Origin of the sequence: Mesotoga infera, from assembly GCA_011045915.1 — a bacterium.
GTDB lineage: Bacteria > Thermotogota > Thermotogae > Petrotogales > Kosmotogaceae > Mesotoga > Mesotoga infera_D.
This window is the reverse complement of the sequence record DSBT01000343.1, coordinates 1-23,820: the sequence shown is the minus strand read 5'-3', so window position 1 is coordinate 23,820 and position 23,820 is coordinate 1. Positions and strand designations below refer to the sequence as shown.

Here is a 23,820-nt window from a genome sequence, read left to right as displayed (position 1 = left end):
TCCCCGGACGTTTCTCCGGGCAATTATCCCCTCGAGCCAATCTTGATTCTCAGCATATGCCGCTGAAGTTTCGCCTCGTTTCTGGCGCGTTCACGCCTGGATTTGCTGACTTCAAGCAATTCCTCTGCTCGTTTTAGACGCTGCTTGGCTCTTTCTACGCTGATCTCCTCAGGAGTCTCCGCGGCATCTGTCACGATTGTCAAGCTGTCTCTCTCTTGGAGGACGTATCCTCCGTGAACGGCAAACCGCAGAGTTTCAGAACCTGATCTGATTTCCATTACGTCGACTGTAAGCTTCATCAGCGCAGGCGCTCTTTCTGGCAGGTAGCCGATCTCTCCTTCAGTAGATCGAAAAGAGATGTAATCGGCCTCCCCCTCCCATTCGATTCCATAAGGAGTTGTGATTGTCGTTCTTAGTCCCATCTCACTCATCCTTGGAGAGGTTCTTCGCCTTCTCGATTGCCTCGTCGATGGTCCCCACCATCATGAAGGCCTGTTCGGGAAGATCATCGTGTTTGCCCTCCAGTATCTCTTCAAATCCTCTTATCGTCTCCGATATCGGCACGTATTTGCCTTCCATGTTGCTGAATTTCTCGGCCACGAAGAACGGCTGAGTCAAGAACCGCTGTATCTTCCTCGCCCTCTGAACGGCGAGTTGATCCTCTTCCGACAGCTCTTCCATACCGAGAATCGCAATTATGTCCTGAAGGTCCTTGTATCTCTGCAAAACCTCTTGGACCCTTCTGGCTACCTGATAATGCTCCTGTCCGACAACTACCGGATCCAGGTTCTTAGACGTGGAATCCAGGGGATCAACCGCCGGATAAAGTCCCTGCTCGGCTATCGAACGGGAAAGGTTAACTGTGGCATCGAGATGGCTGAAGGTAGTAGCTGGCGCGGGATCGGTGAAATCATCGGCCGGAACGTAGATTGCCTGAACGGAAGTGATAGAGCCCGATCGAGTCGAGGTGATTCTCTCCTGCAGGTTTCCCATTTCGGTCGCGAGCGTCGGCTGGTAACCGACAGCAGAAGGCATTCTTCCAAGGAGAGCCGAGACTTCGGAGCCGGCCTGAACAAATCTGAAAATGTTGTCAATAAATACGAGAACGTCCTTCTTCTGCACATCCCTGAAGTATTCAGCCATGGTTATTGCAGAGAGTCCAATTCTAAATCTCGCACCGGGAGGTTCGTTCATCTGTCCGAATACTAGAGCAGTATTCTCGATAACGCCGGCTTCCTGCATATCCAGCCACAGGTCGTTTCCCTCTCTGGTTCTTTCACCTACCCCTGCGAAGACCGAAAGCCCCTTCTGCTCGATTGCGAAGTTTCTGATTAGCTCCATGACGAGAACGGTTTTCCCGACGCCGGCGCCGCCGGAGAAGCCTATCTTTCCTCCCTTGCTGAATGGCGCGAGAAGATCGATGACCTTTATTCCCGTTTCGAGTATCTCGACTTCAGTCTGCTGATCTGTGACCGATGGAGCCGATCTGTGTATTTCCCAGTGATCGGAAAACTTCACCTCACCGTGCTCGTCTATCGGTTCGCCGAGAAGATTGAACATTCTTCCGAGAATCTCTTCTCCGACAGGTACTTTAATCTGTGTTCCCGTATCGAGAACTTCCTGGCCTCTCACGAGTCCATCAGTGCTGTCCATGGCAATCGCCCTGACACTGTTATCACCTATCAGCTGTGCAACTTCGAGGACTATCTCTTTATCTAAGAATTCGTTCTTTACTTTTAGGGCGTTCAAAATGTCGGGAAGTCTCCCTCCCTCATACGATACGTCTACGACGGGTCCGGTTATGGCGACTATCTTCCCAATGTTCTCTTCCTTCTTATCGGGCACACTCACACCTCCAAAATCAATTAACCATTAAGAGCCTCTGCACCGTTTACAACTTCGATTATCTCCTGAGTGATATTCGACTGGCGCAGTTTGTTTCTCACCAGAGTCAACTGCTCTATCATACTTTTCGCATTCTCAGTTGCATTCTTCATTGCGGTTTGTCTGGAGAAGAGCTCCCCGACCTTCGTTTCATACAAGCCCTGAAGAACCTTTGCAACAAGCCAAGAATTAAGAACATCTTTATACAGAACTTCGACTTCAGGTTCAAAGTCAAACAGATCATTGTCCGGCTTTTGAAGATCTTCGACTGGAAGCAGCCTGACGGTTTTCGGCATCTGCGCGAGAGGATTCTTGAAAAGGCTGAAAACCATTTTCAGGCCCGATGCTTTCTTGTCTTCCATAACATCGACAATGTCGTCAACGATGATGGCCGCCTCGTCAAGATCTGGAGTATCGTAGAAATGACTGAAAGCGGTAATAGGCAAGCCGCTCTTCTTGAAATAGCTTTCCGCCTTGATACCAACCGTAACGATGTGTACGATATCCGATTTTTCAACTTCTCGCTCTGCGGCCTTCATTATCTCGGCATTGAAAGCGCCGGCAAGCCCCATATCCGAGCTGACTACAAGAAGGATATCTTTTTCTCCCCCGGTTTTCGGGTGGTTCGTATCTCCAAAATAAGCTCTGGTAAGCGCCCTTTGCATCGCTCTTTCGTATAGCCTGACGAACTTCAGCCCTTTTTGAACTTTGTTTATCTTTGCCCGCGCGACCATCTCCATAGCGCGGGTAATCTGCATCGTCGAGTTTGTTGACTCGATGCGTTTCTTTATCGTTCGCAGTTTGCCCTTGCTCACCGTCAATCATCCCCGCTCGGAGAAAAGCTTTTTCGTCTCTTCTATAGCCATCTTTAGACGAGTCTCAACTTCATGTTCGATTACCTTCTTCTCTTTTATCGAATTCAGTACATCGCTATAAGAGATTTCAAGAGTCTTTAGGAGAGAGGTCTCGAATTTCGAAACCTTCGCGGTTTCCATATCGTCAAGATAGCCCTTGGTTCCGGCATAAAGAACGACTACCTGTTCCTCAACGGGCATTGGGACGTACTGATCCTGTTTCAAGAGTTCCGTCAGTTTCTCGCCCCTTGTCAGCTGGTCTCGGGTGGCCTTATCGAGTTCAGTCGCAAACTGGGCAAAAGAAAGAAGATCTCTGTACTGAGCCAGCTCGATTCGGAGACTTCCCGCAATCTTCTTCATTGCCTTTATCTGTGCAGCGCCTCCAACCCTCGAAACTGAAAGGCCGACATTGATCGCCGGTCGATTTCCAGCGTAGAAGAGGTTTGGATCCAGGTATATCTGTCCGTCGGTTATGGATATCACGTTTGTCGGTATGAATGCCGATACGTCGTTTGCCTGGGTCTCAATAATCGGTAGCGCAGTGAGCGACCCGCCGCCGTAGTTTTCGTTCAGTCGTGCCGCCCTCTCGAGCAACCTGGAGTGTAAATAGAATACATCTCCCGGATATGCCTCTCTTCCCGGTGGTCTTCTAAGCAGCAATGAGAGCTCCCTGTAGGAAGCCGCGTGCTTGGAAAGGTCGTCATATATGACAAGGGAATCCTGACCTTCAAACATGAAGTGCTCGCCCATTGCAGCTCCCGCGTAGGGAGCGAGATAAGAGAGAGACGCCGTTTCGGAAGCCGAAGCGAAGACAATCGTCGTGTACTCCATTGCTCCAAACTGGTTCAGCTTGTCGATTATCCTTGCGAGAGCGGCCGTCTTCTGACCTATTGCCACATAGATGCATTTGACGCCCTGTCCCTTCTGGTTTATTATCGCGTCGATCGCTATGGCCGTTTTCCCGGTTTGCCTGTCCCCGATTATCAACTCTCTCTGCCCTCTTCCAATGGGAATGGTCGCGTCTATTGCCTTTATTCCCGTCTGCAGAGGAGTGTCGACCGGCTTTCTCATTACTACCCCGGTTGCCTTGACTTCGACCGGTCTGTAGCTATCTGTTCTGATGGGTCCCTTTCCATCGAGGGGAATCCCGAGAGGATTCACGACTCTTCCGAGAAGCTCCGGTCCCGTGGGGACTTCCATAATACGTCCGGTTCGTCTGACGAGATCGCCTTCCTTTATCTCCTCATATTCCCCAAGAATGACTATTCCCACATTGTCCTCTTCAAGGTTCAACGCAAGACCAAAGACGTTATTCTCGAATTTCACCAGCTCGTTTGCCATTACGCCTTTGAGGCCGTAGGCCCTTGCAATGCCGTCACCTATTTGGATTACCTTTCCCGCTTCAAAATAATCAAACTCTATATCAGTCTTTTCTAGCTGATTCTGTATGACTTTCGTAATCTCAGATGGACTGATCTTCACTCATTCACCTCCCGAGGGCCCGAGCCCAATTCCTGGCTCACTCTCTTCAAACGACCGCTGAGACTCGTATCAATTACTTCATCTCTGAACCTGATCACATAACCTGCTATTAGATTTGGGTTAAGGTTGACCTTCAAAACCCCTTCCATTCCCGTTATTTTCCTGACTTTCTTCAGAACGTTCTCTCTCTCTTCGGAACCCAGTTCCACAGGAGAATCGATCTCGACATCTATCCTATTGCTTTCAAAAAGAAGTCTCGCGCCAAACGAGTTTTCGATGTCTGCCAGGAGCTCAAGTCGCTTCATCGATACAAGAAGAGAGACAAGTCTCTCTATCTGATCCAGAGGCTTTTGAATGAAGCTCAGGAGAATGGTTTCCTTTCTCTCGGCCGAGAGCGTAGGATCGAAAAGAAACTCTGAAAGTTCAACATCAGAAGCAATCTCAGAAAGCTCTTGCAGCTGAGATCGCGCTTGCTCTCTATTCGACGGGGGAAGGCTAAAAAAGAGCGCGTTCGCATACTTGGCGGCCAGAGAAAGGATTCTCTTCACTCCTTGTCACCCATGCTCTCAAGAATCCTCTTCGCATATTGCTTCTTGGCAGTATCGTCCATCTCCTTCTGTAGAAATCTTCCCACCATTGCAACGGCTGCGGTCACAATCGCGCCCTTGACTTCGCCTGCAGCCTCTTCACGTTCACGTTGTATCTGAAGCTCCGCAGACTTGTACATCCTCTGTATCTCCTGTTGGGCATCTTCTCTCGCGTTTCTTACGATTTCCTCGGCCTGTCTTTCAGCCCGGGTAACTATCTCTTCGGAAGCAGAATGGGCTTCCTCGATCTTCGCTTGATATTCTCTCTTCAGTTCATTTGCTTCGGTCCGCATCTTTTCGGCTTCTGCGATTTCGCTGCGTATCTTCTCTTTGCGCTGTTTCATGACCTCAAAGAACTTGTCGAAAAGCAGCTTCTTCAGCACGAAGAATAGAAGCAGAAAATTTAATATCGACAATATGGCTGTCAGATTGAGTTCAATCAAGTTAGCACCCCTCCTCTACTCAGGGGAAAAAATTCAGACGACAAGCAGAATCATGAATGCAATAACAAGAGAATAAATGCCGGTGGTCTCCGCAATCGCGTCTGCCAGGATCATTCTGGTTGTCAGGGTTCCTATCATTTCCGGCTGCCTTGCCATTGCTTCCATCGCACTTGCACCTATTCTACCTTCACCTATACCGGCTCCGATTGCACCTATTCCCATTGCAAGTCCGGCTCCGATAAACTTTCCCATCAACATCAAGCCTTCTCCAATATCCACAGTAAAACCTCCTTACTCTATTAATGAGCTAATATATGCTATTGCAAGTATCGTAAATATCAGTGCCTGGATAGCTCCAAAGAACAGTCCGAAGATACCCCACAACGCCGCCGGAAGGACAAAGTACTTGACGAGATAACCGAGGATGACTATCAAGATCGCCCCTCCCATGATGTTTCCAAAAAGCCTTAATGCATGGGATACGGGCTTGGCTATCTCACCGATCACGTTTATGGGAAACATCCACCAAATCGGTTCAAAGAAACTCTTCCCCCACTTCTTCCAGCCCTTCACCTTAATTGCGTAAACGTGGCTCATGGCGAAAACAAAGAATGCAAGCATGAGGTTCATATTTAGATCTGAAGTGGGCGCATACCATGAGTCCGAAAGGATTGTGAGCTTGACGCCTCCGCCTTCAAGAGGAATCGTGTTGATGCCCGGGAAGCTCGCAATAAAGTTCGATACGATAACAAACAAGAAGAGCGATGCGGCTATGTCGAATATGGGCCTCACAAACTCCTTTCTCGTAACTGAGCCCTTAACAAGATCCAGTATGTAATCCAGCAAGACCTCCAGGAGACTCTGTTTCTTGCCTGGAATTATCTTGAAGACTTTCACTCTCGTCGCCATGAAAATGATTATCGCCATAACGACCCAGGTCATTATTATCGTCATCGGATTGACTCTGCTGAGCGGCCCGTCTCCGAAAGGCAACTGATAGATCCACCTCTGGCCCACACCTTCAAGCTGGAATTTGTAGCCCGTGGCAACTATGTAAATTATTACGGCAAGATATCCGCCAAAGATAACTCCAAGAAATACCTTGTCGGATCTGGTTAGATTAAGTTTCACTGAGCCACCTCCCGAAGGCTATAGCTGCGATTTTTAGGTTCATCATGCCGAGAAAGCTTCCAAGGAAGAATTCGAGGGAAACGGTGGCCGCCGTAGCAAAACAGATACCATAGAAAAAGTATCTCGCGAGAAAGCCGGCAGGGACCCTCTTCTTCTCTCTTATCAAAATCTGCGCGTCATAGTTAATCAGTAATAGAGCGATGAGAGCAAAAGCAGTTCCATAGAAAACGCCGATTTCCGAACCGGAAAGTGATGTAACAGCAAGGGCGGTACTTTCAACCATTGCTAGAACTGCCAGTATTATCGATGTCTTCATCATCATTGTCCTTGTTTCTGTCATATCGCTCTGCCTCTTTCAAGAGATATCTTATTCCATTATATATGCCGGAGAAGGCTCCGAAAAGTAGGAAAAATGAAATCCACAACCTCTCCATACCGACAAATCTGTAGAGCAGGTAACCAAGGCCGCCTGCGACTGCAATATTGGCGACCACAATTACTGCAAACTGATAAAGCGATGCAAGCGCCGTCCAGTTGATTCTGTTTCTATTCTCCTTCAAGTTGACGCCGTCTCCCCGCTAGCACCAGTAATCGCCGACGGAGATTTCAATGTCCAGAGGAACGCTCAGCTCAACTACTTCTGACATTCCCTCCTGCAAGATCTCCTTGAGTTTTTCTAGTTCGTTTTCGGGAGCCTCATAAACCATTTCGTCATGGACCTGAAGAATCGCAAAACTCTCCATTTTATGCTCTTGCAGCAATTCAAAAATCTTTATCATGGCCATTTTCATGATATCGGCCGCCGTTCCCTGAATAGGTGTGTTTATAGCTATTCTCTCGCCCTCTTGAATGACGTTCCTGTTTTTCGTTTTGAACTGCGGAATCTCTCTCTTTCTTCCAAACATAGTTCTCACAAGGCCCTTGTCCTTCGCCTCAGAGATTGTGTCCTTAATGAAGGCCCTCACCTGAGGATAGGCCTTGAAGTAGTTGGATATCATCTCTTCGGCAGCACTCGATGGGATCTTCAATCTGCTTGCCAAACCGTAAGAGGATATTCCGTAGATTATGGAAAAGTTCACCATCTTTCCTATCCTTCGCTGTTCATCAGTTACTTCGCTTTCCTTTATGTCGTAAAGGTTTGCGGCCGTGAGGCTGTGGACGTCCTTGTCGTTCTTGAATGCATCAAGCAACTGTTCGTCCTGACTCAGATGCGCAAGGATTCGAAGCTCGATCTGAGAGTAATCGGCACTTACTATCCTCCAGCCTCTCTTCTGTGGAATTACGCACTTTCGTATCTCTTTTCCCTCTTCATCCCGTATCGGTAGATTCTGCATGTTTGGATTGCTGCTGGAAAGCCTTCCAGTTCCAGTACCCGTCTGGTGATAGCTTGTGTGGATTCTTCCCGTCGCTTTGTTTACAAGAGATGGAAGTGAATCTAGATAAGTCGACTTCAACTTCTGGTACTTTCTGTATTCAAGAAGTTTCTGCACTGCCGGGTGCTCTCCGGAAAGTTCTTCAAGAGCGTCTGCACTGGTCGAATAAGAACCGCCCTTCGTCTTTCTTGAAGGGGTTAATCCCAGGCTTTCGAAAAGCACTTTTCCCACCTGGGAAGGGGAATTGGGATTGAACTGCTCCCCCGTCAGATCGAATAACTCTTCAAGGATCCGGTCGAGAAGCTTGCCGTATTTAACTGAAAGACCTGTGAGCGAAGGCACGTCGAAATATACGCCGTTCAGCTCGAGATCGGCCAGTACGGGTATTAGGGACAGTTCCACGTTTCTGAATATATCCTCCAGTTCCTGCTCGTATATCTTCTTTCTTAGAATAGCTGAAAGCCTGAGCGCAATATCCGCATCTTCCACCGAATACCGGGCCGCCTCTTCGAGCGGAACCTTCGAAAAATCCGTGCCCAGCTGATTCCTCTTCATAAGGTCTTCGAACTTAATCGTCTTGTACCCGAGAAACTTCATCGCCAGTTCGTCAAGGTTGAAGCGTTTCGTGTCAGGCGAAAGAAGATATGCCGCTATCATGGTGTCGAATTCCGGAGCTACCGGATGAATCCCATTCACGGAGAAGACCGAGTAATCGAACTTGAGATTCTGCCCTATTATCTTCGACGCCTTGTCCTCAAGGATTGTCTTGAGTCTTGGAAGAAGTTCTTCTTTCTTTGCCTGCCACCCTTCAGACTTGTGAGCTACAGGGATATAATAGCCCGTTTCTTCTTCAAGAGAGAGAGAGACACCTACAATCTCCGCTGAATGAGGATCCAGAGATGTGGTCTCGAGATCGACTGCAAACAACGGGTTGCTCTGCACTTTCTGAAGGAGCCGCTCCAGTTCCTTGTCGCTGCTCACGAGCTTGTAGCCGTTTATATCTGAAAGTGATTCGTCCGCTTCGTCTATGAGCTTGTATTCATCTATCATCGAGGAAAACTCGAGCTTGAGGAAGACCTCGCGCAATTCCCTCTTCTTGAACCCTTCGTATTTGATGTCGTCGAGAGCTATCGTCAGGTCTTCGTCGTCAAGAAGTTTCGCGAGCTCCATGGACAACTCGAGAGATTTTTTCCCGTCTATAAGCTTCTTTCTCAATCCCGGACTGAGCTGCCTTATGTTCTCGAAAATCCCGTCGATGTCTCCAAATTCCTTCAGCAGCTTCTGTGCGGTTTTGATGCCGATTCCCGGGACCCCTGGGATGTTATCTGACGAGTCGCCGGCCAACGAAAGGAGAGCATGGAGTCTCTTAGGTTCCAGCTCATACCTTGACTTGACCCGCTCTTCATCGTACAATTCGAGATCGGTTAGACCAGTTACAAACCGCAAAATATGGATCTTTTCATCCACAAGTTGAAGAAGGTCCTTGTCGCCGGTAACTACAAGCACTTCATCTACTTCATCGCGATACCTGGTGGCTGCCGTTGCGACGATATCGTCGGCCTCAAGCCCCGCGATTGAAAGGAATTTTATCCCGAAGGCCTCGACAAGATCGGGAATGTCCTCGAGTTGAGCGACGAGAGCCTCGGGCATAGCCTCTCTAGTTGCTTTGTAAGACTCGTACGCCTCGTGGCGTTTTGTCGCTTCCTTTCTGTCGAAGGCAAAGATCGCATAGTCGCCTTTCTTCATTCTCTCTCTCGTAAATTTCGAGAGCATCCGCGCAGTTCCAAAGAGAGCGTTCGTCGGCTCTCCCTTTGAATTGGTAAGAGTGACATCTATTCCGTAATAGCCCCTGTAGAAAATCGCTGTTCCGTCAAAAAGATACAGTTTTCCGGGCATCATTCTTCCTCCAGTTCATCTAGAAGTTCAACGGCCCTCCTATAATGGGGTATGACGATCGACCCCCCCACTACTAAAGCAATATTCAAAGCTTCCATGATCTCATCACGGCTGGAGCCGGTAGTCTTGCACTGGATAATGTGGTAGGCGATGCAGTCATCGCACCTGAGAACGGTCGAAGCGACCAGCCCCATCAACTCTTTTGTTCTGCCGTCAAGAGCGCCGTCTTTGTAGACGGCTCCGTCGAGCGAGAAAAAACGCTTCGTATCCATGTTACCAGTTTCCAGAATTCTTTTATTCATCTTCTCTCGAAAACTCTTGAATTCGTCGAGTCTTGCCATACTCCCTCCTAAAGTGTGAGAGAGAAGAGCCCGACAGCGTTCTCGAAAAGCTTCTCCGAGCAGTTCTCTGCAGAGATTTCCTTCTGAGCGGCGATTTCTTCAATTACGTACCCTACGTAGTAAGGCTCGTTCCGCTTTCCCCTAAAGGGAACCGGTGGCAAATACGGACAATCCGTTTCGCACACCAGTTTCTCAAGAGGCATCTCTCTCACGACATTTCGCAACTCTTCGTTTCTTTTGTATGTTATGGGACCTCCAATTCCAAGAAAGAAGCCCAAATCAACAAACCTTCTCGCATATTCAAGATCGCCAGAAAAAGCGTGGATCACACCCTTGAAGTGACCAGATTCCAAAATCGTCTTATAGGCTTCAGGGAAAGCATCTCGAACGTGCACGATAATCGGTAAATCTAGCTTTGCAGCCAATAAAAGCTGCTCTTTGAATGCTTCTAATTGTCTGTCGGCGGGTGACAGATTTCTGAAAAAATCCAGGCCAATCTCGCCAACCGCTACGGCTTTATCACAGGATAGAAGCGATTCCAGAGAGCGAATTCCCTCGGCATCTAATCCAGTGCTTTCATGAGGATGGACGCCTGCCGAGAAGAAAGCGTTCTTCAAATCCCTAACTGTCTCGCATGCTCTCTGCGAATCCTCGACGTTTGTTCCAACCTCGACCAGAAGGGAAATCGTATCTTCTTCGATCTGGGCAATCACTTTCTCTCTATCACTGTCAAACTGAGAAAAGGAAATATGGGCGTGCGTATCAACAAGCCTGAGGCCGGCGAAATCAGGCGTTGGCCCTGACATGGAAGATGTCACCGTCCTTCACAATCTCCTCCTTGCCGACTACTTTCACCAGGCCCTTCGTCTTGGCCTCCTGCATGCTTCCTATTGTCATGAACTCTTCATAAGGAATGACCTCGGCCCTGATGAAGCTCCTCTCAAGATCGGTGTGGATCTTCCCTGCTGCCTCTTTGGCAGGGGTGTTTTTCTTAATCGTCCAGGCTCTGACCTCGTCTTCTCCTACCGTCAAGAAAGAGATCAGCCCCATGTGCTGATATACTACCCCGGAAAGCCTTTCGATTCCACTTTGGGAGATTCCGAGTTCTTCCATAAAGAGCTCTCTGTCTTCCTCTGAAAGCTCCACAAGCTCGGCTTCGATCTTGCCAGAAAGCTCGATGTGAGTGAATCCATTCTGCTCGATTCTTTGAATTAGCGCTTCGCGTTCGGGGTAATTGCCTGTGGATAGTTGTTCTTCATCGATATTAATCGCGACAATTATCGGCTTCGCAGTGAATAGAGATAGAGAGCCGAGAAGTCTCATATCCTCTTCGCTAATCTCCAGCTGAGAAGCAAAACTGTTTTCCTCAAATCCCTTTTCGATAATATGAAGAAGCTCCGCCTCCCTCTCCTCTTCCGAAGATAGCTTTCGCTTCTTCTTCGCCTCTTCGAGCCTTACAAGCCTGTTCTCCACTACTTCCATATCGCGTACGAAAAGCTCCGTCTCTATCGTTTCAAGTTGTTTTACGGGTGTATACGCCTCCGTCGGCCACGGCACCGAGGGATCTTTGAACGCTCTGACAACGGCAAGAACAGCCTCGGAGTTCTGAATGAATTGAAGGATTCGATTCTTTTCCTTTTGATTGGCCGAAAGATCGTATCCGGGAATATCAGTAAATGAAACCGTTGCATATACGGTCTTCTTTGGATTGAAGATCTTTGAAAGCTCATCTACTCTTCTGTCGTGCACCCTTGCAACAGCAGTATGTGCTTCGTTCTTGTGACTTGAATGGGGTTCAACACCAGTTAGGAGGGTGAACAGCGTACTCTTTCCACTCAACGGCAGACCAAAAATTCCTATCTCCATAGTACCGCCTCCTCTTGACACATCTATATTATCAGAATAACGTAGGCATTGGAAACAGACAGAGATTCGTGTTTCCTGGTCGAAGCAGATGATTCCGAATTTCTCTCAGAGTCTGCAAGAAGATTCAGCTGCAGTTCTCTTATCTTCAACTGTCTCCTTCCTGCTTTCTCGTAGTCTCACTTCTCAATCTTTCAGTTTCTTCCTGTTTTCTTTAGGAGAGCTTTTCTGTCGAGAATCTTTATCAGCTTGCCCTCCTGACTAATAATCTTTTCTCCGGCAAACTCGGAAAATACCCTTGAAAGAGAAGGCCTTGCTACGCCAAGGGCGTCTGCCAACTCTTCTTTTGTCGTCTTCAATTCAAATTCGCTTCCTAGGTCGTCACTCTGCTTCAGGAGAAAGTGGGCCAGTCTTTGATTCAGGGTGTTGAGAGAGAGCATCCACACCTTTTCCGCCAGTGTACTGAGCCTATCCCCCATATCTCTAAGCAAGTTTCTAAGGAAGACTTCATACTCCCTGCAAAGCCACAGTATTCCGTCTCTTTCAATGTAGAGCACTGCACTTTTGTCTGTGGAGACAATATCGACCGGTATCACGTTCTTCGAGGCAAAGAGAAAACCCGAAGCGAGAATCGACGGGGCCTCCATTGTCTCTATCGTAACGACTTTCCCTGAGAAATCCTGCATCTGAGCTTTTGTATGTCCTTGAAGCAAAACCAACATTTCGTCGCAGCGGTTATTCTGCTCTTCAATCAATTCCCCATCAAGGAATGAGGTAATTCTATGATGCACATTCTTAAATATCGTCTCGAGCTGTCCCGCCTTGATTCCTTCGAAGAGGCTGCATCTACCGAGGTTGTATATTAGTGGATTCAAAATGCACCTCCGATCTGCAGTGGCACAAAGCTATTATAACCAGATCCCGAGTCTTTTTTCGACATTAGCTGGTTCTACACGTTCCGGTCGTACTGAAACTGAGCTTGATTTAGTAGGTCCAGAAATAGTATCATATTAAAGTTCACTTTGATATCTTCTTTTTAGGGTTGTTGCGGATGGGAGTTCTAGCGAGTTTATCGCTTTCCTGCCCGTTCGTTGTACTCTTGTAAAGACATTTCAGGAGGTCGACTTGCGACTTTTCATTTTCGATGTCGGCGGTGTAATTGCCGAGAATACAAACGTAGTTCCATCTATCTGTGGTTTTCTGGACATCTCGAAAGATGAGTTTCTGGACTATGCTGAAATGGAAAATCTAATTGCTTTGCAAACCGGTCGACTTACTCCCGAAGAGTTTGTTTATATGTTCTCGAGGAAACTTGGAAGACCCGTGCCGGAAAATATCTGGGAAATGTTCTTCAAACCTGAACCAATCAAAGAGACAATCGAGATAATAAAAGAATTACGACGGAAACATAGGGTGGTCGCAGGAACTAACACGATCGAACCTCATTTTAAGGTACACAAGTCTCGCGGTGATTACGATCTTTTTGATAAAGTCTATGCCTCACATATTATTGGGTTTGCAAAACCAGATCTCAAATTCTACAGTCATATTTTAGAAAAAGAATCCTGCAGACCCGAAGAAGCTTTTTTCACGGACGATACAGCGAGAAATGTCGAAGCGGCACTTAGAAGCGGAATGAATGCGTTTCAATTTACCGATTCATCAGTTTTGAGAGAAAAACTCAGAGAGTACCTTTGAGTTAACTTCACATCGAAAGGGGTGTTTCTATGAAAAGGCTTAGCGTAATTCTTCTTGTATTGCTTATGCTAGCTGTACCGATCTCGGCACTGGGAAAGATCACGATCACCTGGTGGATCAACCCGTGGAGAATTGCACCTCCAAACTTCCCTGCAGATAAGGCTCCAACGGAAGAGGACTTCCCAAAGTGGGCTGCCGAGGAGTTCATGAGACTTCATCCGGACGTTGAGGTCAAGTATGTAGTTGTCGGGAACACGGAGTATTCACAGAAAATGGCTGCGGCCATCGCGACCGGAACCCAGCCCGACATCTTCAAGGGCCCCGTTTGGGACAACAGATGGGTAGGAGCCGGACTGCTCGAACCTATCGATGATTACATTTCCCCGGAAGACCTTGAAGATTTCTACGATCTTGCTCTCGAGACAGGTTATGTCGACGGTAAGTACTACATCTGGCCGTGGAATCTCGGGACAAATGGCATGGGAACCAGCATGCTGCTCTACACTCCAGACTTCGAGAAGGCCGGCGTTGACTGGCGAAAGATAGTAGAAGAGGGCTGGACGATGGAAGAGTTTGTCGAAGTCGCCAAGAAGCTTACATGGGATTCTGACGGTGACGGCAAGATTGACCATTATGCAATCAGCTTCGGAGCGCAGGACACGCACAACCTGATGAACTTCATCTATGCGCATGGCGCAAAACTGACCAATGAAGATGAAACGGAAGTTACGTTCAATACTCCGGAGGCCGTAGAAGGCCTTCAGTTCTTGCTTGACCTGGTCGATGTTCATGGAGTAGCTCCCAGCGGCGTAGAGGCCATGGGTGTTTACGATGTGATAGGCAACTTCCATTCTCACCGGACGAGCATCGGATTCGGTGGTCCTTACGAGATCGGCAGAATCACACGTTACGTCAAATCCGGTCAGCTCACGGAGGCATTCTATCCAGTTATTGCTCCATTCCCTCACGTTGAAGGACAAAAGGGCGCCTCGTACGCATCGGCCAGCGGATTTGTCGTCTTCAAACAGAACGACAAGGAAAAGAGAGACGCCGTAATGGAGTTTGCAAAATTCCTTACAAACAAAGAGAACACGGCGCTTCTAGAAAGCTTGATCTACCTTACGGCGAGAAAGTCAGTTAATGCGATGCTCTTCCAGAACGACGATTATCTGAATGAACAGGCTCAGACATTCGCAAGAATTATGGATGAGACAGGCATGGATTTCTTTGGCTCTCAGAGCTTCCCGTGGTCGGAGATTTCGAAATTCTTTACAAGCGCAATGCAGGGAGCTTTCGGGAAGACCAAGACAGCGCAAGAGGCCCTCGATGGGTTTGTAACCGAAGCCAACCGGGCGCTCTCTTACTATTGATTTTGAGTAGATGAGTTGAAGGGAACAGCCTCCGCCCCTGCGGGCACGGGGCTGTTCCCATTTAATGGGGTGATCGATTTTGGAGCAAATTCCTGTTAAGCCAATAAAACGAAAGACGACATTGCTAGATGTATGGAAGGGCAGATCCGGTTACTTGTTTATACTGCCCCACTTTGCGTTGTTTGCAATATTCTTTCTCGTCCCTGTTGCGTGGGGAATGTACCTCAGTATGTTCAAGTACAACGTCTTTTCGCAGACATTCATCTGGTTCGACAATTATAAACGTATTCTGAGCGATTGGCTCTTTCTGAAGTCTCTTAAAAATACCTTCTTCTACACATTTGGTGTTGTTCCTCTATGGCTGGGAAAGGCTTTGCTCGTAACGGTTCTGGTATATCCTTTCAGAAAGTCCATCAGGACCTTTTTCAAAGCGGCCTTCTATCTGCCTCATGTTACTTCCACCGTCATAATTGCTATGATTTGGCTGTGGGTTTTCAATCCGAACTTCGGGCTGTTGAACTATTTCATGACCGTTCTCGGACTCGAGCCGGTCGTCTGGCTTGGCAGGTCTCTTACGGCAATGCCCTCCTTGATTATCATGCAGGTAATAATGGGAGGCGGCTCGACTATCGTACTTCTTTCTGCGGCGATGGCTTCGATTCCCGAGTACTATTTCGAGGCTGCCACGCTCGAAGGAGCCGGCTCGTGGGCTATCTTTAGGAAGATTACCGTCCCTCTGCTCAAGCCGACGATACTCTATGCTCTGGTCATGGGAACGATAGCAAATTTCCAGACCTTCTCGAACATTTACATCATGACCAGTGGAGGCCCGGAATTTTCGACGACTACTATTGCTTACTTGATCTACGAGACGGCCTTCAAGAACTACAACCTGGGGCTTGCTTCTGCAATGTCAATGGTAATGTTTGGCATCCTCGTAGTTCTTGGAATAGTCCAGTTCAAATGGCTCGGTTCAAATGTGGAGTATTGAGGTGATTGACTGTGAAAGCGAAGACTAAGACTAATATAAAGAAGGCAGTTTCGCTGGCCATTCTGGCTTTGCTCGCATCTCTCGCCTTTATTCCACTCTACTGGATGGTTGCGACCTCTTTTACGCAACCTTCATTGACTATGAAGTTTCCGCCAGACATCATCCCGAAGAATCCCACACTTCAGAATTTCAAGGATCTCTTTGAGAGGAAGATAATCTTCAGATGGACTCTGAACAGCTTCATAGTTGCAGGGACCGTTACTCTTGCACAGATATTCGTCTGCGCTATGGCCGGTTATGCTCTGGCAAAGAAGAAATTCCCCGGCAGCAAAGCGATCTTTTCTATCTATATAGCATCCATGATGATCCCGACACAGGTCACGCTCGTTCCTCTGTACATCCTGGTCTCAAAGTTGGGCATGGTAGACACTTATCAGGCGCTGATTTTGCCTGCTATTGCCGCCCCCTTCGGAGTATTTCTGATGAGGCAGTTCATGGTATCCCTTCCCACAGAGATTATTGAGGCCGCCAGAATAGATGGTGCGAGCGAATTCAGAACTTTTGCGAAGATTATTATTCCAATTTCGAAACCGGCTTTGGCAGTCCTCGGAATATTCACGTTCATGGGTCAGTGGAACAGCTTTCTCTGGCCATTGATTGTTACAAACACTTCAGAAATGAGAACTCTCCAGGCAGGACTCTCGCTTCTTCAGGAACAAGTGCCGATGCAGTACTCCTATCTGATGGCAAGCGCTACGTACTCGGCAATTCCAATGATCATTGTCTTCCTTGCTTTCCAGAAATACTTCCTGAAAGGTATTACAGTCGGAGCAATCAAATAAGCGACTGGAAGGGGTGTTTTAGAAGATGACAAAGGTTTCTGAGCGGTACACGGTTTGTCCCGAAAACGTTTCAAGGGAGATGCAGCAATCCGCCTTCTGGTGCGGGAAGATTACTGATTCGGATGAAGAGTGGCTGAATAAAGACCAGATAGACGCCTTCAACGGATCAGTCATCTCACGAGCAGTGGACACGGGGCACACGGCATATGCGACCAAGCTCGAAAACTTCCCCTCGACGTTGGAGTTCGATGAAGTTAGAGCGATGATCAACGGAGCAATTCCCGAGCACTTCATGCAAACTCCTCTTTTGAGCAATGAAGGAGAGATTGTCCCTTCGGGAATTCGCGGAGACATCGTTGACAATGCTACTGCTATCCTCAATCAGGATATTGCAGAGAAGTTTGGCATCGTGACTCGGAGGACTCATCTGAGAGCGCTGCCCACAGATTTCATTTCCTGCGACGAGTATATCGACAATGACCGCCTCCAGTTGACTTCTGTAAGCCTTGGAACGCCATTTGCAGTTCTTGCGCACAGCAGGGACACTTCCTGGCTCTTCGTTCAGACCCCTGGTTACAGGGGCTGGCTGAAGGCAAATGATTCTGCCGTTACGGAGAACAGGCTCTCTGTACAGAACTTCTATTGCTCGAGAGACTTCCTCCTTGCAACTGGCAGCAGAGTGGAGATCGAGCCTGACCCCTTTGAACCGAATTCCTTTGGGCTGTTTCTGCAAATGGGAGACAAACTGCCTCTTGAGGATCCTGGAGAGAGTGGAAACCTCCATGCGCAAGGGCCATTTGGCTGTTTCACAGTCAAAGTTCCCGTGAGGGAGAGGTTGGGCTCGCTGGGTTTTCGAAAAGGCCTTGTGAGAATGAGTGAAGATGCAAAGATCGGGAACTTGAAGCTAACCGGCAGGGAGATATTGAATCAAGCCTTCAAGATGCTCGGTGAGCGTTACGGCTGGGGAGGCCTCTACAACAGGAGAGACTGTTCGAGATTCGTTCAGGACATCTTTGCCGTTTTTGGCCTCGTACTTCCCAGAGACGCCTGGGCTCAAGAGACGCTGGGATCGAAGGACAGAATTCTTTTCGAAGGCAGTTTGGAAGAAAGGAAGATTCAGTTGCGATCCCTAAGACCCGGAAACCCACTGTATATGCCGGGCCATACGCTGATCTATCTCGGTCAGGATAACGGGAGATTCTTCGCTATTCATGATGGTGCTGGCTATAAAGATTCGAAGGGAAAGAGGATTTCAGTGCATGGAGTTTTCGTTGTGGATCTGTCCCTCCGTACAATGAACAGCGATAAGAGTTATCTGGAACTGCTTACTTCCGCGCTTCAAATAGATAAGGGCTAGGGCTCTAGTAGATCAGTCGCAGGAGCATCTCGAATTTATCTATCTGTCTATTGCTAATCAGTGGCACATTTATGGGAAAGATGTCTTCAATGCAGTGAACAACCACTGCGAGGGATCTCGCTGTGTAGGCGGGGTCTTCGGTGACTTCTCTGAACTCTTCTCGCGGGAGCATCCAGTATTCCCACGGATCGGGAAGTCTCACAAACGGAATGGACGTTTCCACCTCAAAAACATACCCTATTTGAGGAAGCAGATACCAGTCAATCACACCCTCAACTTGCTTGCGAGCAAAAATGTGCCTTGATTTGACAACTGCCCTGGATGCTTTCAGCTGTTCTGCGATCTCGGTGATCTTCGCAGGATCGAGATACTCTTCCTCCTCTTCCCTGACGAGACCGCTCCCCGATTTCACGGTCTCAAGTAGAAAACACTCAGATTCATCAACTCCGAGTCTTATTCTCCGCCTCTCGGGATGGTCCAGATACCACTGAATAATCAGCTGGTGTCTTTCTGCCCTTTCGATAACTTTTACAGGTAACTCTTTTCCGAAGAGGAACTTTCTCTCGATTTCAAGCACTGCCTTCACACTCCAGATACAGTGTATACGATTATTCACAGGTCATCAAGTTGCGACTTCTGCGTGACTGTGTTAGTATGTACCGAATCGCGACTAACGGAGGTAAATAATGGAAGAAAGAAAAGATCTTGAAATGCATGATTGTGACGAATCTAATGATCCAAACTGTGAACACAATCACGGAGAAGAAGCTGAATTCGACAGTTTCACAGTTACCGACGAAGACGGAACAGAGCATCACTTCAACGTCATCGCCGAATTTGAAAACGACGGCAGACTCTATTGGGTTGTCGAAGAGTTTTTCGAAGACGAAGAGGATATCTCTGAAGAAGACGAGGATGAAGATGAAGGCTACATCGTATTCAGAGTTGAGCATGGTGAGGATGAAAATCCCTTCCTTTATTCAGTCGAAGACGACGAGTTTGAAGAGGTGAGCAAGGCCTGGAGCAGACTCGTTGAAGAGGTTTTGGCAGAGGAAGATGTTGAAGAAGAATAGGGGACCGCGGGTCCCCTTTTTGTTATAATCCTCTATGGAGGTGTTGACATGATTCTTGCGCTCGGTGTCTTTCTTCCAGAAGTGAAACCTGTAATGGACAATATGCTTGTTCTAGAATCAGGTGAGATTTTGGGAAGGCATTACTGCAGAGGAGTAATAGGAAACAATGAAGTAATTGCCTGCGGAGGATTCGTGGGCAAAGTTGAGACCTCAATGATCACTCAGAAAATGATTGATCTTTTCAATCCAGGACTGTCGGTTCTCGCCTCTGGCGCTGCTGCAATCGATGAATCGCTGGAGATAGGCGACGTTGTAGTTGGAACGGAGTTTGAGGAGTACGACACGATCTTCCCCCTGAGTGAAGGAAAGATGGTAATGAAGGCTCCCGATACCCTCTTGATGAGATTCCTCAGGGTGTACTTTAAAGCGGGAAAGTTCGGCAAGATCCTTTCGGGAGACGGCGTGATAGCGAACTCCTCGCTTAGAGACAGCATTCACTCTTCCTACGGAGGCATTGCCCTCGATATGGATTCCGCGCCTTTTGCAAAAACAGCCTTCGAGAACAAAAGAAATTATCTTGTACTCAAAACGATTCTTGACAGGGCAGACGAGACTTCAAAAAGAGACTTCGACAGAAACTTTCAGAGACTCGCCGGGAGATCTGCCGAGTTGCTCGTCGAGACAATGAAGAGTCACTACATAGACAGGGAGTGAGATCGGTGGACTGCATTTTCTGTAAAATAGCCAGTGGAGAAATCAAGAGCAGTTTTGTGGGAGAGAACGACTGGTTCGTCGCCTTTGACGACATAAATCCGGTAGCGCCTGCCCACGTTCTTGTAATTCCAAGGGACCACGTGAAGAGTCTCGAAGAACTGACCGCTTTCGATGGCGATGTATTGAAGAGTCTTTACGATCTCGTCGACGAGATAGTCCGGTCAAAGGGGATAAAAGATAGCGGTTTCAGACTTATCGTCAATCAAGGAAGCGATTCCGGCCAGGAAGTAGAGCACCTTCACTTCCACATACTTGGAGGAAGAAAGCTGGGAAGACTTGGATGAAAGAGACTTTTCAGCACTACTTTACTGATCAGACCGAGCCCCCGCAGATTATTAAGGCGGCCTCACTAAAACTTAAAAACGGTCACTCTTACTCATTCAAGAGTCCCGAGGGCGTTTTCGCCTTCGGCAAGATTGACAGAGCTTCCCTGCTGCTAATAGAGAACTGCCTTATCGAGGGTTGGGAAAGCCTACTAGATCTCGGCTGCGGCTACGGGCCCGTCGGGATTACTCTGAAAAGAGAATATCCCGATCTGAAGCTTTTCATGAGTGATGTAAATTCAAGAGCCGTTACTTTCTCAAAGATCAATGCGAGGGACCACAACGTCGAAGCAGATATCCGCAAAGGCGAGCTTTACTCTCCGTGGGAGGGCATGATGTTCGATTCCATTCTTTCTAATCCACCGATCGCCGCTGGGAAAGCAGTGTGGCAGAGACTGATTACAGAGGCTCCCGCAATGCTTACTGAGAAAGGATCGCTTCAGATAGTCGCCTACCACAACAAGGGCGGATCGAGACTGGAAGGAATCATGAAAGAGACTTTTGGAAATGTTGTTACGAAAACGAAGTCCGGCGGTATAAGGGTCTATGTCTCCAGAAAAGTCTGAAACACTTCTTTCTCTTCTGAACGTAAGTGTTAAAGCGGGCGATGCTCCGATACTCGAGAATTTCTCTCTTGACGTCTCCAAAGGTGAGAGATTGGCTCTGCTGGGGAAAAACGGCTCTGGCAAGACAACGCTTATAAACGTCATAACCGGTATCAAAAAGCCCTTCTCCGGGAGGGTCTCTTTCGAAGGCCAAATAGGAGTCGTTTTTCAGAATCCCGATTCGGCGCTTTTCGGCTCTACGGTGGAGGAGAATCTTGCCTTTCCACTCCAGTCCTTATCGCTTTCCAGAGGTGAGATTTTGGAGCGGATACAGCTCTTCATTTCGAGATTCGATTTTACTGGAATCAGGGATAGAGATATTCTCACTCTTTCGGGAGGCCAGCGCCAGCTCGTTTCTCTTGCAGCCGCTCTCATTTCGGAACCCGGTCTGCTTTTGCTGGATGAACCTCTTTCCATGATTGACAGAAGCGATAGAGAAGTAATGCTTGCCACACTTTCAGAGATTGTGAGACCGGAAACCTCAGTGATTTTCGCAACCAACAGATTCTCCGAAGTCCAGGATTTTGAAAGATTCGTCTTGATTGGCAGCCGGCGTAAGCTGTTTGACGGCACCTCCAAAGAGCTCAGGGAATCGCCTTCAATTTTCGTTGAAGCGGAAATGGCAATTCCATTCGAGATAGCAGTATCATGCTAAAGGTTCGAGAGGTTTCATTCAGCTATAAAGGCCAGGGGAAGAATTCACGAATTCCCGCATTGAAGAACGTATCATTTGACCTGGAGTCGGGATCTTTCGTCATACTAACGGGAAGAACGGGCTCCGGAAAGTCGACTCTTCTACAGCTTCTCTGCGGTCTGATAGAGCCAGAGAGCGGAAGAATTGACTGCGAATACGGCAAACTTACTTCCAGGGCCTCAATGATCTTTCAGTACCCGGAGGAGTGCTTCTTCAATCCCACAGTAAGAGAAGAGATCGAGTTCAGTCTAAAAATAACCGGCAGGAACGATTACGGGAGGCTCGAAGATATTCTCCAGATGATCGGTTTTGAACTGGACGGCTTCGGCTCGAGAACTCCCTTTTCCCTCTCGGGAGGAGAGCAGCGGCTTCTCGCGATCGCTTCGATTGTCGCGCTCGACAGAGAAATAGTCTTGTTCGACGAGCCGACCTCCGGACTGGACGCAAGGGCTGTAGATAGAGTTCGAAAAATTCTATCCTCAGAAAGGAAGGCCGGCAAGACAATCATTGTGGCGACTCACTGGCCCGCAGAATTTCTGGATTTGGCTACTCACATGATGAATCTTGTCGAAGGAAAGATCAGTCATTTTGTTACAGTTTCAGAGTATGTGAGCGGTAATCTTCACCGTGAGAGACTTGAAGAGAGGGAGAAATATCTGCTAAACTACTACAAACGTTTCACCCGCTTCCCTGCAAGCGAGGAGGAACTGATCTCATTTGTCAGGAGAGAAAAGAGATGCTGAATATATCGGTCATTGTTAACACAGTTGCGGTCATATTTGGGTCGATGCTGGGCCTTCTGGGTGGAAAGTTTGTGAAAGAGCGTTACAGAAAGGTCTTTTTCAATGTAATTGGACTCCTGACTATGGGTCTGGGTATAAGTATGTTTCTTGATACGAGCAGCGTTCTCGTTGTTCTGGGTAGTCTCATTATCGGCGGAGCAATCGGAGAGGCTTTCGATCTGGAGGAAAAGATTGGAAGACTCGCAGGAAACAAGAGTGACGACGCAAACTTCGTTAAAGGTTTCATCACCGCCTCCGTCCTTTTCGTTGCCGGCCCCATGACGGTTATAGGTTCTCTCAAGGCTGGACTCTCGGGCGAAAATGAGTTGATTTACATAAAATCATTAATGGATGGGATCTCGTCCGTAATGCTCTCCGCAGCTCTAGGCAAGGGTGTGCTTCTCTCTGCCGCTGCCGTCTATCTGGTACAGGGCGGACTCGTGTCTCTTGCCGGAGTTCTTTCCTTCCTTCAGGATCCTATCTATCTGGGAGATTTCTCGGGGGTTGGAGGTCTTATGCTCCTTGCTCTGGGGATTAGACTGCTTGAGATAAAAGAAATCAGGGTCGGCAACTTCCTGCCGGCCCTGATACTCTCACCAATACTCACCTGGGTCTCTATTCTTTTCACCTAAAGGTCTTGAGCTCGGCAGAGATATCGATCGATGTCTTTTCCGCCGCAATAACAACGCCTTTCTTCAAAACGGGATGAAGTTCATGGTAAGTCGGCTTATCGTTCACGTATAGAATACCCATCGGTATCTTATCGTCCCACTCGAGAGCCTTCCTGAAAGCATTTGCCTTGTCTGTCGGATCGTAACCACTATCTGCTTCGCTAACATCATAGAGTCTTTCTTTGTAGTACTTGAAGGTGTTCACCTTATTGAAAGTGACGCAGGGTTGCATTATATCAACAACTGAAAAACCCTTATGCTTTATCGCTGCCGAAACAACCTTGTTGAAGTGTTCCTTGTCGCCGATAAAGGATCTTCCAACAAAGGGAGCATCCATCGTTATCGCCAGAGCAAGTGGATTCAAGGGTTCGTTGATTACGCCTTGAAGTTGTACGCTCGTCTTCTGACCCTTTCTTGTTGTTGGCGACCCCTGGCCCTTCGTCAATCCATAGATCTGGTTATCATGAATCAAGACAGATACGTCGAAATTCCTACGGATACCATGAATGAAATGGTTCCCACCCTCTCCATACATGTCTCCGTCTCCTGACTCGGCAATTACAGTGAGTTCGGGATTGACGACTTTTATCGCAAAGGCGACTGGAAGGCTTCTTCCATGGAGGCCGTTGAAAAAGTTTACGTCGAGATAATGGGGCATCTTCGCAGCCTGCCCGATTCCGGTTACCATAACAAAGCGGGACTTATCTACTCCCATCTCCTCCAAGGTGCTCGCGAGATTCATTCTGAGGGGAAAGTTTCCGCATCCTGGACACCACGCGGGGTCTA

29 protein-coding genes are annotated in these 23,820 nt (G+C 48.0%); 12 read left to right on the top strand and 17 right to left on the bottom strand.

Annotation, left to right across the window (positions count from 1 at the left end):
- Positions 1 to 23: 23 nt before the first annotated feature.
- The 15 genes from ENN47_11165 to ENN47_11095 form a co-directional block, all read right to left on the bottom strand.
- Positions 24 to 422: a F0F1 ATP synthase subunit epsilon gene (locus ENN47_11165; GenBank protein ID HDP78716.1), complete on the bottom strand. Its 399-nt coding sequence runs from the start codon at positions 420 to 422 to the stop codon at positions 24 to 26.
- A 1-nt stretch (position 423) separates the two neighbouring features.
- Positions 424 to 1,845, bottom strand: coding sequence for a F0F1 ATP synthase subunit beta (gene atpD / locus ENN47_11160; protein HDP78715.1), 1,422 nt, complete (start codon positions 1,843 to 1,845; stop codon positions 424 to 426).
- A 20-nt stretch (positions 1,846 to 1,865) separates the two neighbouring features.
- Positions 1,866 to 2,699 carry an ATP synthase F1 subunit gamma gene (gene atpG / locus ENN47_11155; protein HDP78714.1) on the bottom strand — a complete coding sequence of 278 codons (834 nt, stop codon included), beginning with the start codon at positions 2,697 to 2,699 and terminating at the stop codon, positions 1,866 to 1,868.
- Between the two features lie 6 nt (positions 2,700 to 2,705).
- A complete protein-coding gene (locus ENN47_11150) occupies positions 2,706 to 4,220 on the bottom strand; it encodes a F0F1 ATP synthase subunit alpha (GenBank protein ID HDP78713.1) in 1,515 nt (504 codons plus the stop codon).
- On the bottom strand, positions 4,217 to 4,768 hold the full coding sequence (gene atpH / locus ENN47_11145; protein HDP78712.1) for an ATP synthase F1 subunit delta: 552 nt from the start codon (positions 4,766 to 4,768) through the stop codon (positions 4,217 to 4,219). Before atpH ends, ENN47_11150 begins: the two co-directional genes overlap by 4 nt.
- Positions 4,765 to 5,250, bottom strand: a complete 486-nt coding sequence (gene atpF, locus ENN47_11140; protein ID HDP78711.1) for an ATP synthase F0 subunit B — start codon at positions 5,248 to 5,250, stop codon at positions 4,765 to 4,767. Before atpF ends, atpH begins: the two co-directional genes overlap by 4 nt.
- 33 nt (positions 5,251 to 5,283) lie before the next feature.
- On the bottom strand, positions 5,284 to 5,529 hold the full coding sequence (locus ENN47_11135) for a F0F1 ATP synthase subunit C (protein HDP78710.1): 246 nt from the start codon (positions 5,527 to 5,529) through the stop codon (positions 5,284 to 5,286).
- Positions 5,530 to 5,541: 12 nt separating this feature from the next.
- Complete coding sequence (locus tag ENN47_11130; GenBank protein ID HDP78709.1) at positions 5,542 to 6,381, bottom strand: F0F1 ATP synthase subunit A; 840 nt, start codon at positions 6,379 to 6,381, stop codon at positions 5,542 to 5,544.
- Positions 6,371 to 6,721 (bottom strand): hypothetical protein, encoded by a 351-nt coding sequence (locus tag ENN47_11125; protein ID HDP78708.1) that lies wholly within the window; start codon positions 6,719 to 6,721, stop codon positions 6,371 to 6,373. The genes ENN47_11130 and ENN47_11125 overlap by 11 nt, the downstream gene beginning before the upstream one ends.
- A complete protein-coding gene (locus ENN47_11120) occupies positions 6,657 to 6,941 on the bottom strand; it encodes an AtpZ/AtpI family protein (protein ID HDP78707.1) in 285 nt (94 codons plus the stop codon). The genes ENN47_11125 and ENN47_11120 overlap by 65 nt, the downstream gene beginning before the upstream one ends.
- A gap of 18 nt (positions 6,942 to 6,959) precedes the next feature.
- The gene (polA, locus tag ENN47_11115; GenBank protein ID HDP78706.1) at positions 6,960 to 9,650 is read right to left on the bottom strand and encodes a DNA polymerase I; all 2,691 of its coding nucleotides are present in this window, start codon (positions 9,648 to 9,650) and stop codon (positions 6,960 to 6,962) included.
- Positions 9,650 to 9,991 (bottom strand): carboxymuconolactone decarboxylase family protein, encoded by a 342-nt coding sequence (locus ENN47_11110; protein HDP78705.1) that lies wholly within the window; start codon positions 9,989 to 9,991, stop codon positions 9,650 to 9,652. The genes polA and ENN47_11110 overlap by 1 nt, the downstream gene beginning before the upstream one ends.
- Positions 9,992 to 9,999: 8 nt before the next feature.
- Positions 10,000 to 10,797, bottom strand: a complete 798-nt coding sequence (locus ENN47_11105; protein HDP78704.1) for a TatD family deoxyribonuclease — start codon at positions 10,795 to 10,797, stop codon at positions 10,000 to 10,002.
- Complete coding sequence (ychF, locus tag ENN47_11100) at positions 10,778 to 11,857, bottom strand: redox-regulated ATPase YchF (protein HDP78703.1); 1,080 nt, start codon at positions 11,855 to 11,857, stop codon at positions 10,778 to 10,780. The genes ENN47_11105 and ychF overlap by 20 nt, the downstream gene beginning before the upstream one ends.
- A gap of 191 nt (positions 11,858 to 12,048) precedes the next feature.
- A complete protein-coding gene (locus ENN47_11095; GenBank protein HDP78702.1) occupies positions 12,049 to 12,729 on the bottom strand; it encodes a Crp/Fnr family transcriptional regulator in 681 nt (226 codons plus the stop codon).
- Between the two features lie 250 nt (positions 12,730 to 12,979).
- Between ENN47_11095 and ENN47_11090 the strand changes: the two genes are divergently transcribed.
- The 5 genes from ENN47_11090 (at position 12,980) to ENN47_11070 (ending at position 18,112) form a co-directional block, all read left to right on the top strand.
- Positions 12,980 to 13,552: an HAD family phosphatase gene (locus ENN47_11090; GenBank protein ID HDP78701.1), complete on the top strand. Its 573-nt coding sequence runs from the start codon at positions 12,980 to 12,982 to the stop codon at positions 13,550 to 13,552.
- A gap of 29 nt (positions 13,553 to 13,581) precedes the next feature.
- A complete protein-coding gene (locus tag ENN47_11085; GenBank protein ID HDP78700.1) occupies positions 13,582 to 14,922 on the top strand; it encodes a sugar ABC transporter substrate-binding protein in 1,341 nt (446 codons plus the stop codon).
- Positions 14,923 to 15,001: 79 nt separating this feature from the next.
- Positions 15,002 to 15,913 (top strand): sugar ABC transporter permease, encoded by a 912-nt coding sequence (locus ENN47_11080; GenBank protein HDP78699.1) that lies wholly within the window; start codon positions 15,002 to 15,004, stop codon positions 15,911 to 15,913.
- Between the two features lie 5 nt (positions 15,914 to 15,918).
- The gene (locus ENN47_11075; protein ID HDP78698.1) at positions 15,919 to 16,755 is read left to right on the top strand and encodes a carbohydrate ABC transporter permease; all 837 of its coding nucleotides are present in this window, start codon (positions 15,919 to 15,921) and stop codon (positions 16,753 to 16,755) included.
- Positions 16,756 to 16,780: 25 nt separating this feature from the next.
- Entirely contained in the window at positions 16,781 to 18,112 is a 1,332-nt protein-coding gene (locus ENN47_11070; GenBank protein ID HDP78697.1) for a cell wall hydrolase, read from the top strand.
- A gap of 4 nt (positions 18,113 to 18,116) precedes the next feature.
- Here the strand turns inward: ENN47_11070 and ENN47_11065 are convergent, their stop codons facing one another.
- Positions 18,117 to 18,689, bottom strand: a complete 573-nt coding sequence (locus ENN47_11065) for a hypothetical protein (protein ID HDP78696.1) — start codon at positions 18,687 to 18,689, stop codon at positions 18,117 to 18,119.
- Positions 18,690 to 18,798: 109 nt separating this feature from the next.
- On the opposite strand from ENN47_11065, the gene ENN47_11060 reads away from it, so the two are divergent.
- The 7 genes from ENN47_11060 to ENN47_11030 are packed head-to-tail and all read left to right on the top strand — an operon-like array spanning position 18,799 to position 22,995.
- On the top strand, positions 18,799 to 19,185 hold the full coding sequence (locus ENN47_11060; protein HDP78695.1) for a DUF1292 domain-containing protein: 387 nt from the start codon (positions 18,799 to 18,801) through the stop codon (positions 19,183 to 19,185).
- A gap of 48 nt (positions 19,186 to 19,233) precedes the next feature.
- The gene (locus tag ENN47_11055) at positions 19,234 to 19,899 is read left to right on the top strand and encodes an adenosylhomocysteine nucleosidase (GenBank protein ID HDP78694.1); all 666 of its coding nucleotides are present in this window, start codon (positions 19,234 to 19,236) and stop codon (positions 19,897 to 19,899) included.
- 5 nt (positions 19,900 to 19,904) lie between these two features.
- Positions 19,905 to 20,243 (top strand): histidine triad nucleotide-binding protein, encoded by a 339-nt coding sequence (locus tag ENN47_11050; protein ID HDP78693.1) that lies wholly within the window; start codon positions 19,905 to 19,907, stop codon positions 20,241 to 20,243.
- Positions 20,240 to 20,848 (top strand): class I SAM-dependent methyltransferase, encoded by a 609-nt coding sequence (locus tag ENN47_11045; GenBank protein HDP78692.1) that lies wholly within the window; start codon positions 20,240 to 20,242, stop codon positions 20,846 to 20,848. The genes ENN47_11050 and ENN47_11045 overlap by 4 nt, the downstream gene beginning before the upstream one ends.
- Positions 20,829 to 21,542, top strand: coding sequence for an ABC transporter ATP-binding protein (locus tag ENN47_11040; protein HDP78691.1), 714 nt, complete (start codon positions 20,829 to 20,831; stop codon positions 21,540 to 21,542). The genes ENN47_11045 and ENN47_11040 overlap by 20 nt, the downstream gene beginning before the upstream one ends.
- Entirely contained in the window at positions 21,536 to 22,324 is a 789-nt protein-coding gene (locus ENN47_11035) for an ABC transporter ATP-binding protein (GenBank protein ID HDP78690.1), read from the top strand. Before ENN47_11040 ends, ENN47_11035 begins: the two co-directional genes overlap by 7 nt.
- Positions 22,318 to 22,995: a DUF554 domain-containing protein gene (locus ENN47_11030; protein ID HDP78689.1), complete on the top strand. Its 678-nt coding sequence runs from the start codon at positions 22,318 to 22,320 to the stop codon at positions 22,993 to 22,995. The genes ENN47_11035 and ENN47_11030 overlap by 7 nt, the downstream gene beginning before the upstream one ends.
- Here ENN47_11030 and ENN47_11025 read toward each other — a convergent pair.
- The coding region (locus ENN47_11025; GenBank protein HDP78688.1) for a 2-oxoacid ferredoxin oxidoreductase at positions 22,988 to 23,820 on the bottom strand (833 nt) is incomplete at its 5' end. The genes ENN47_11030 and ENN47_11025 overlap by 8 nt on opposite strands.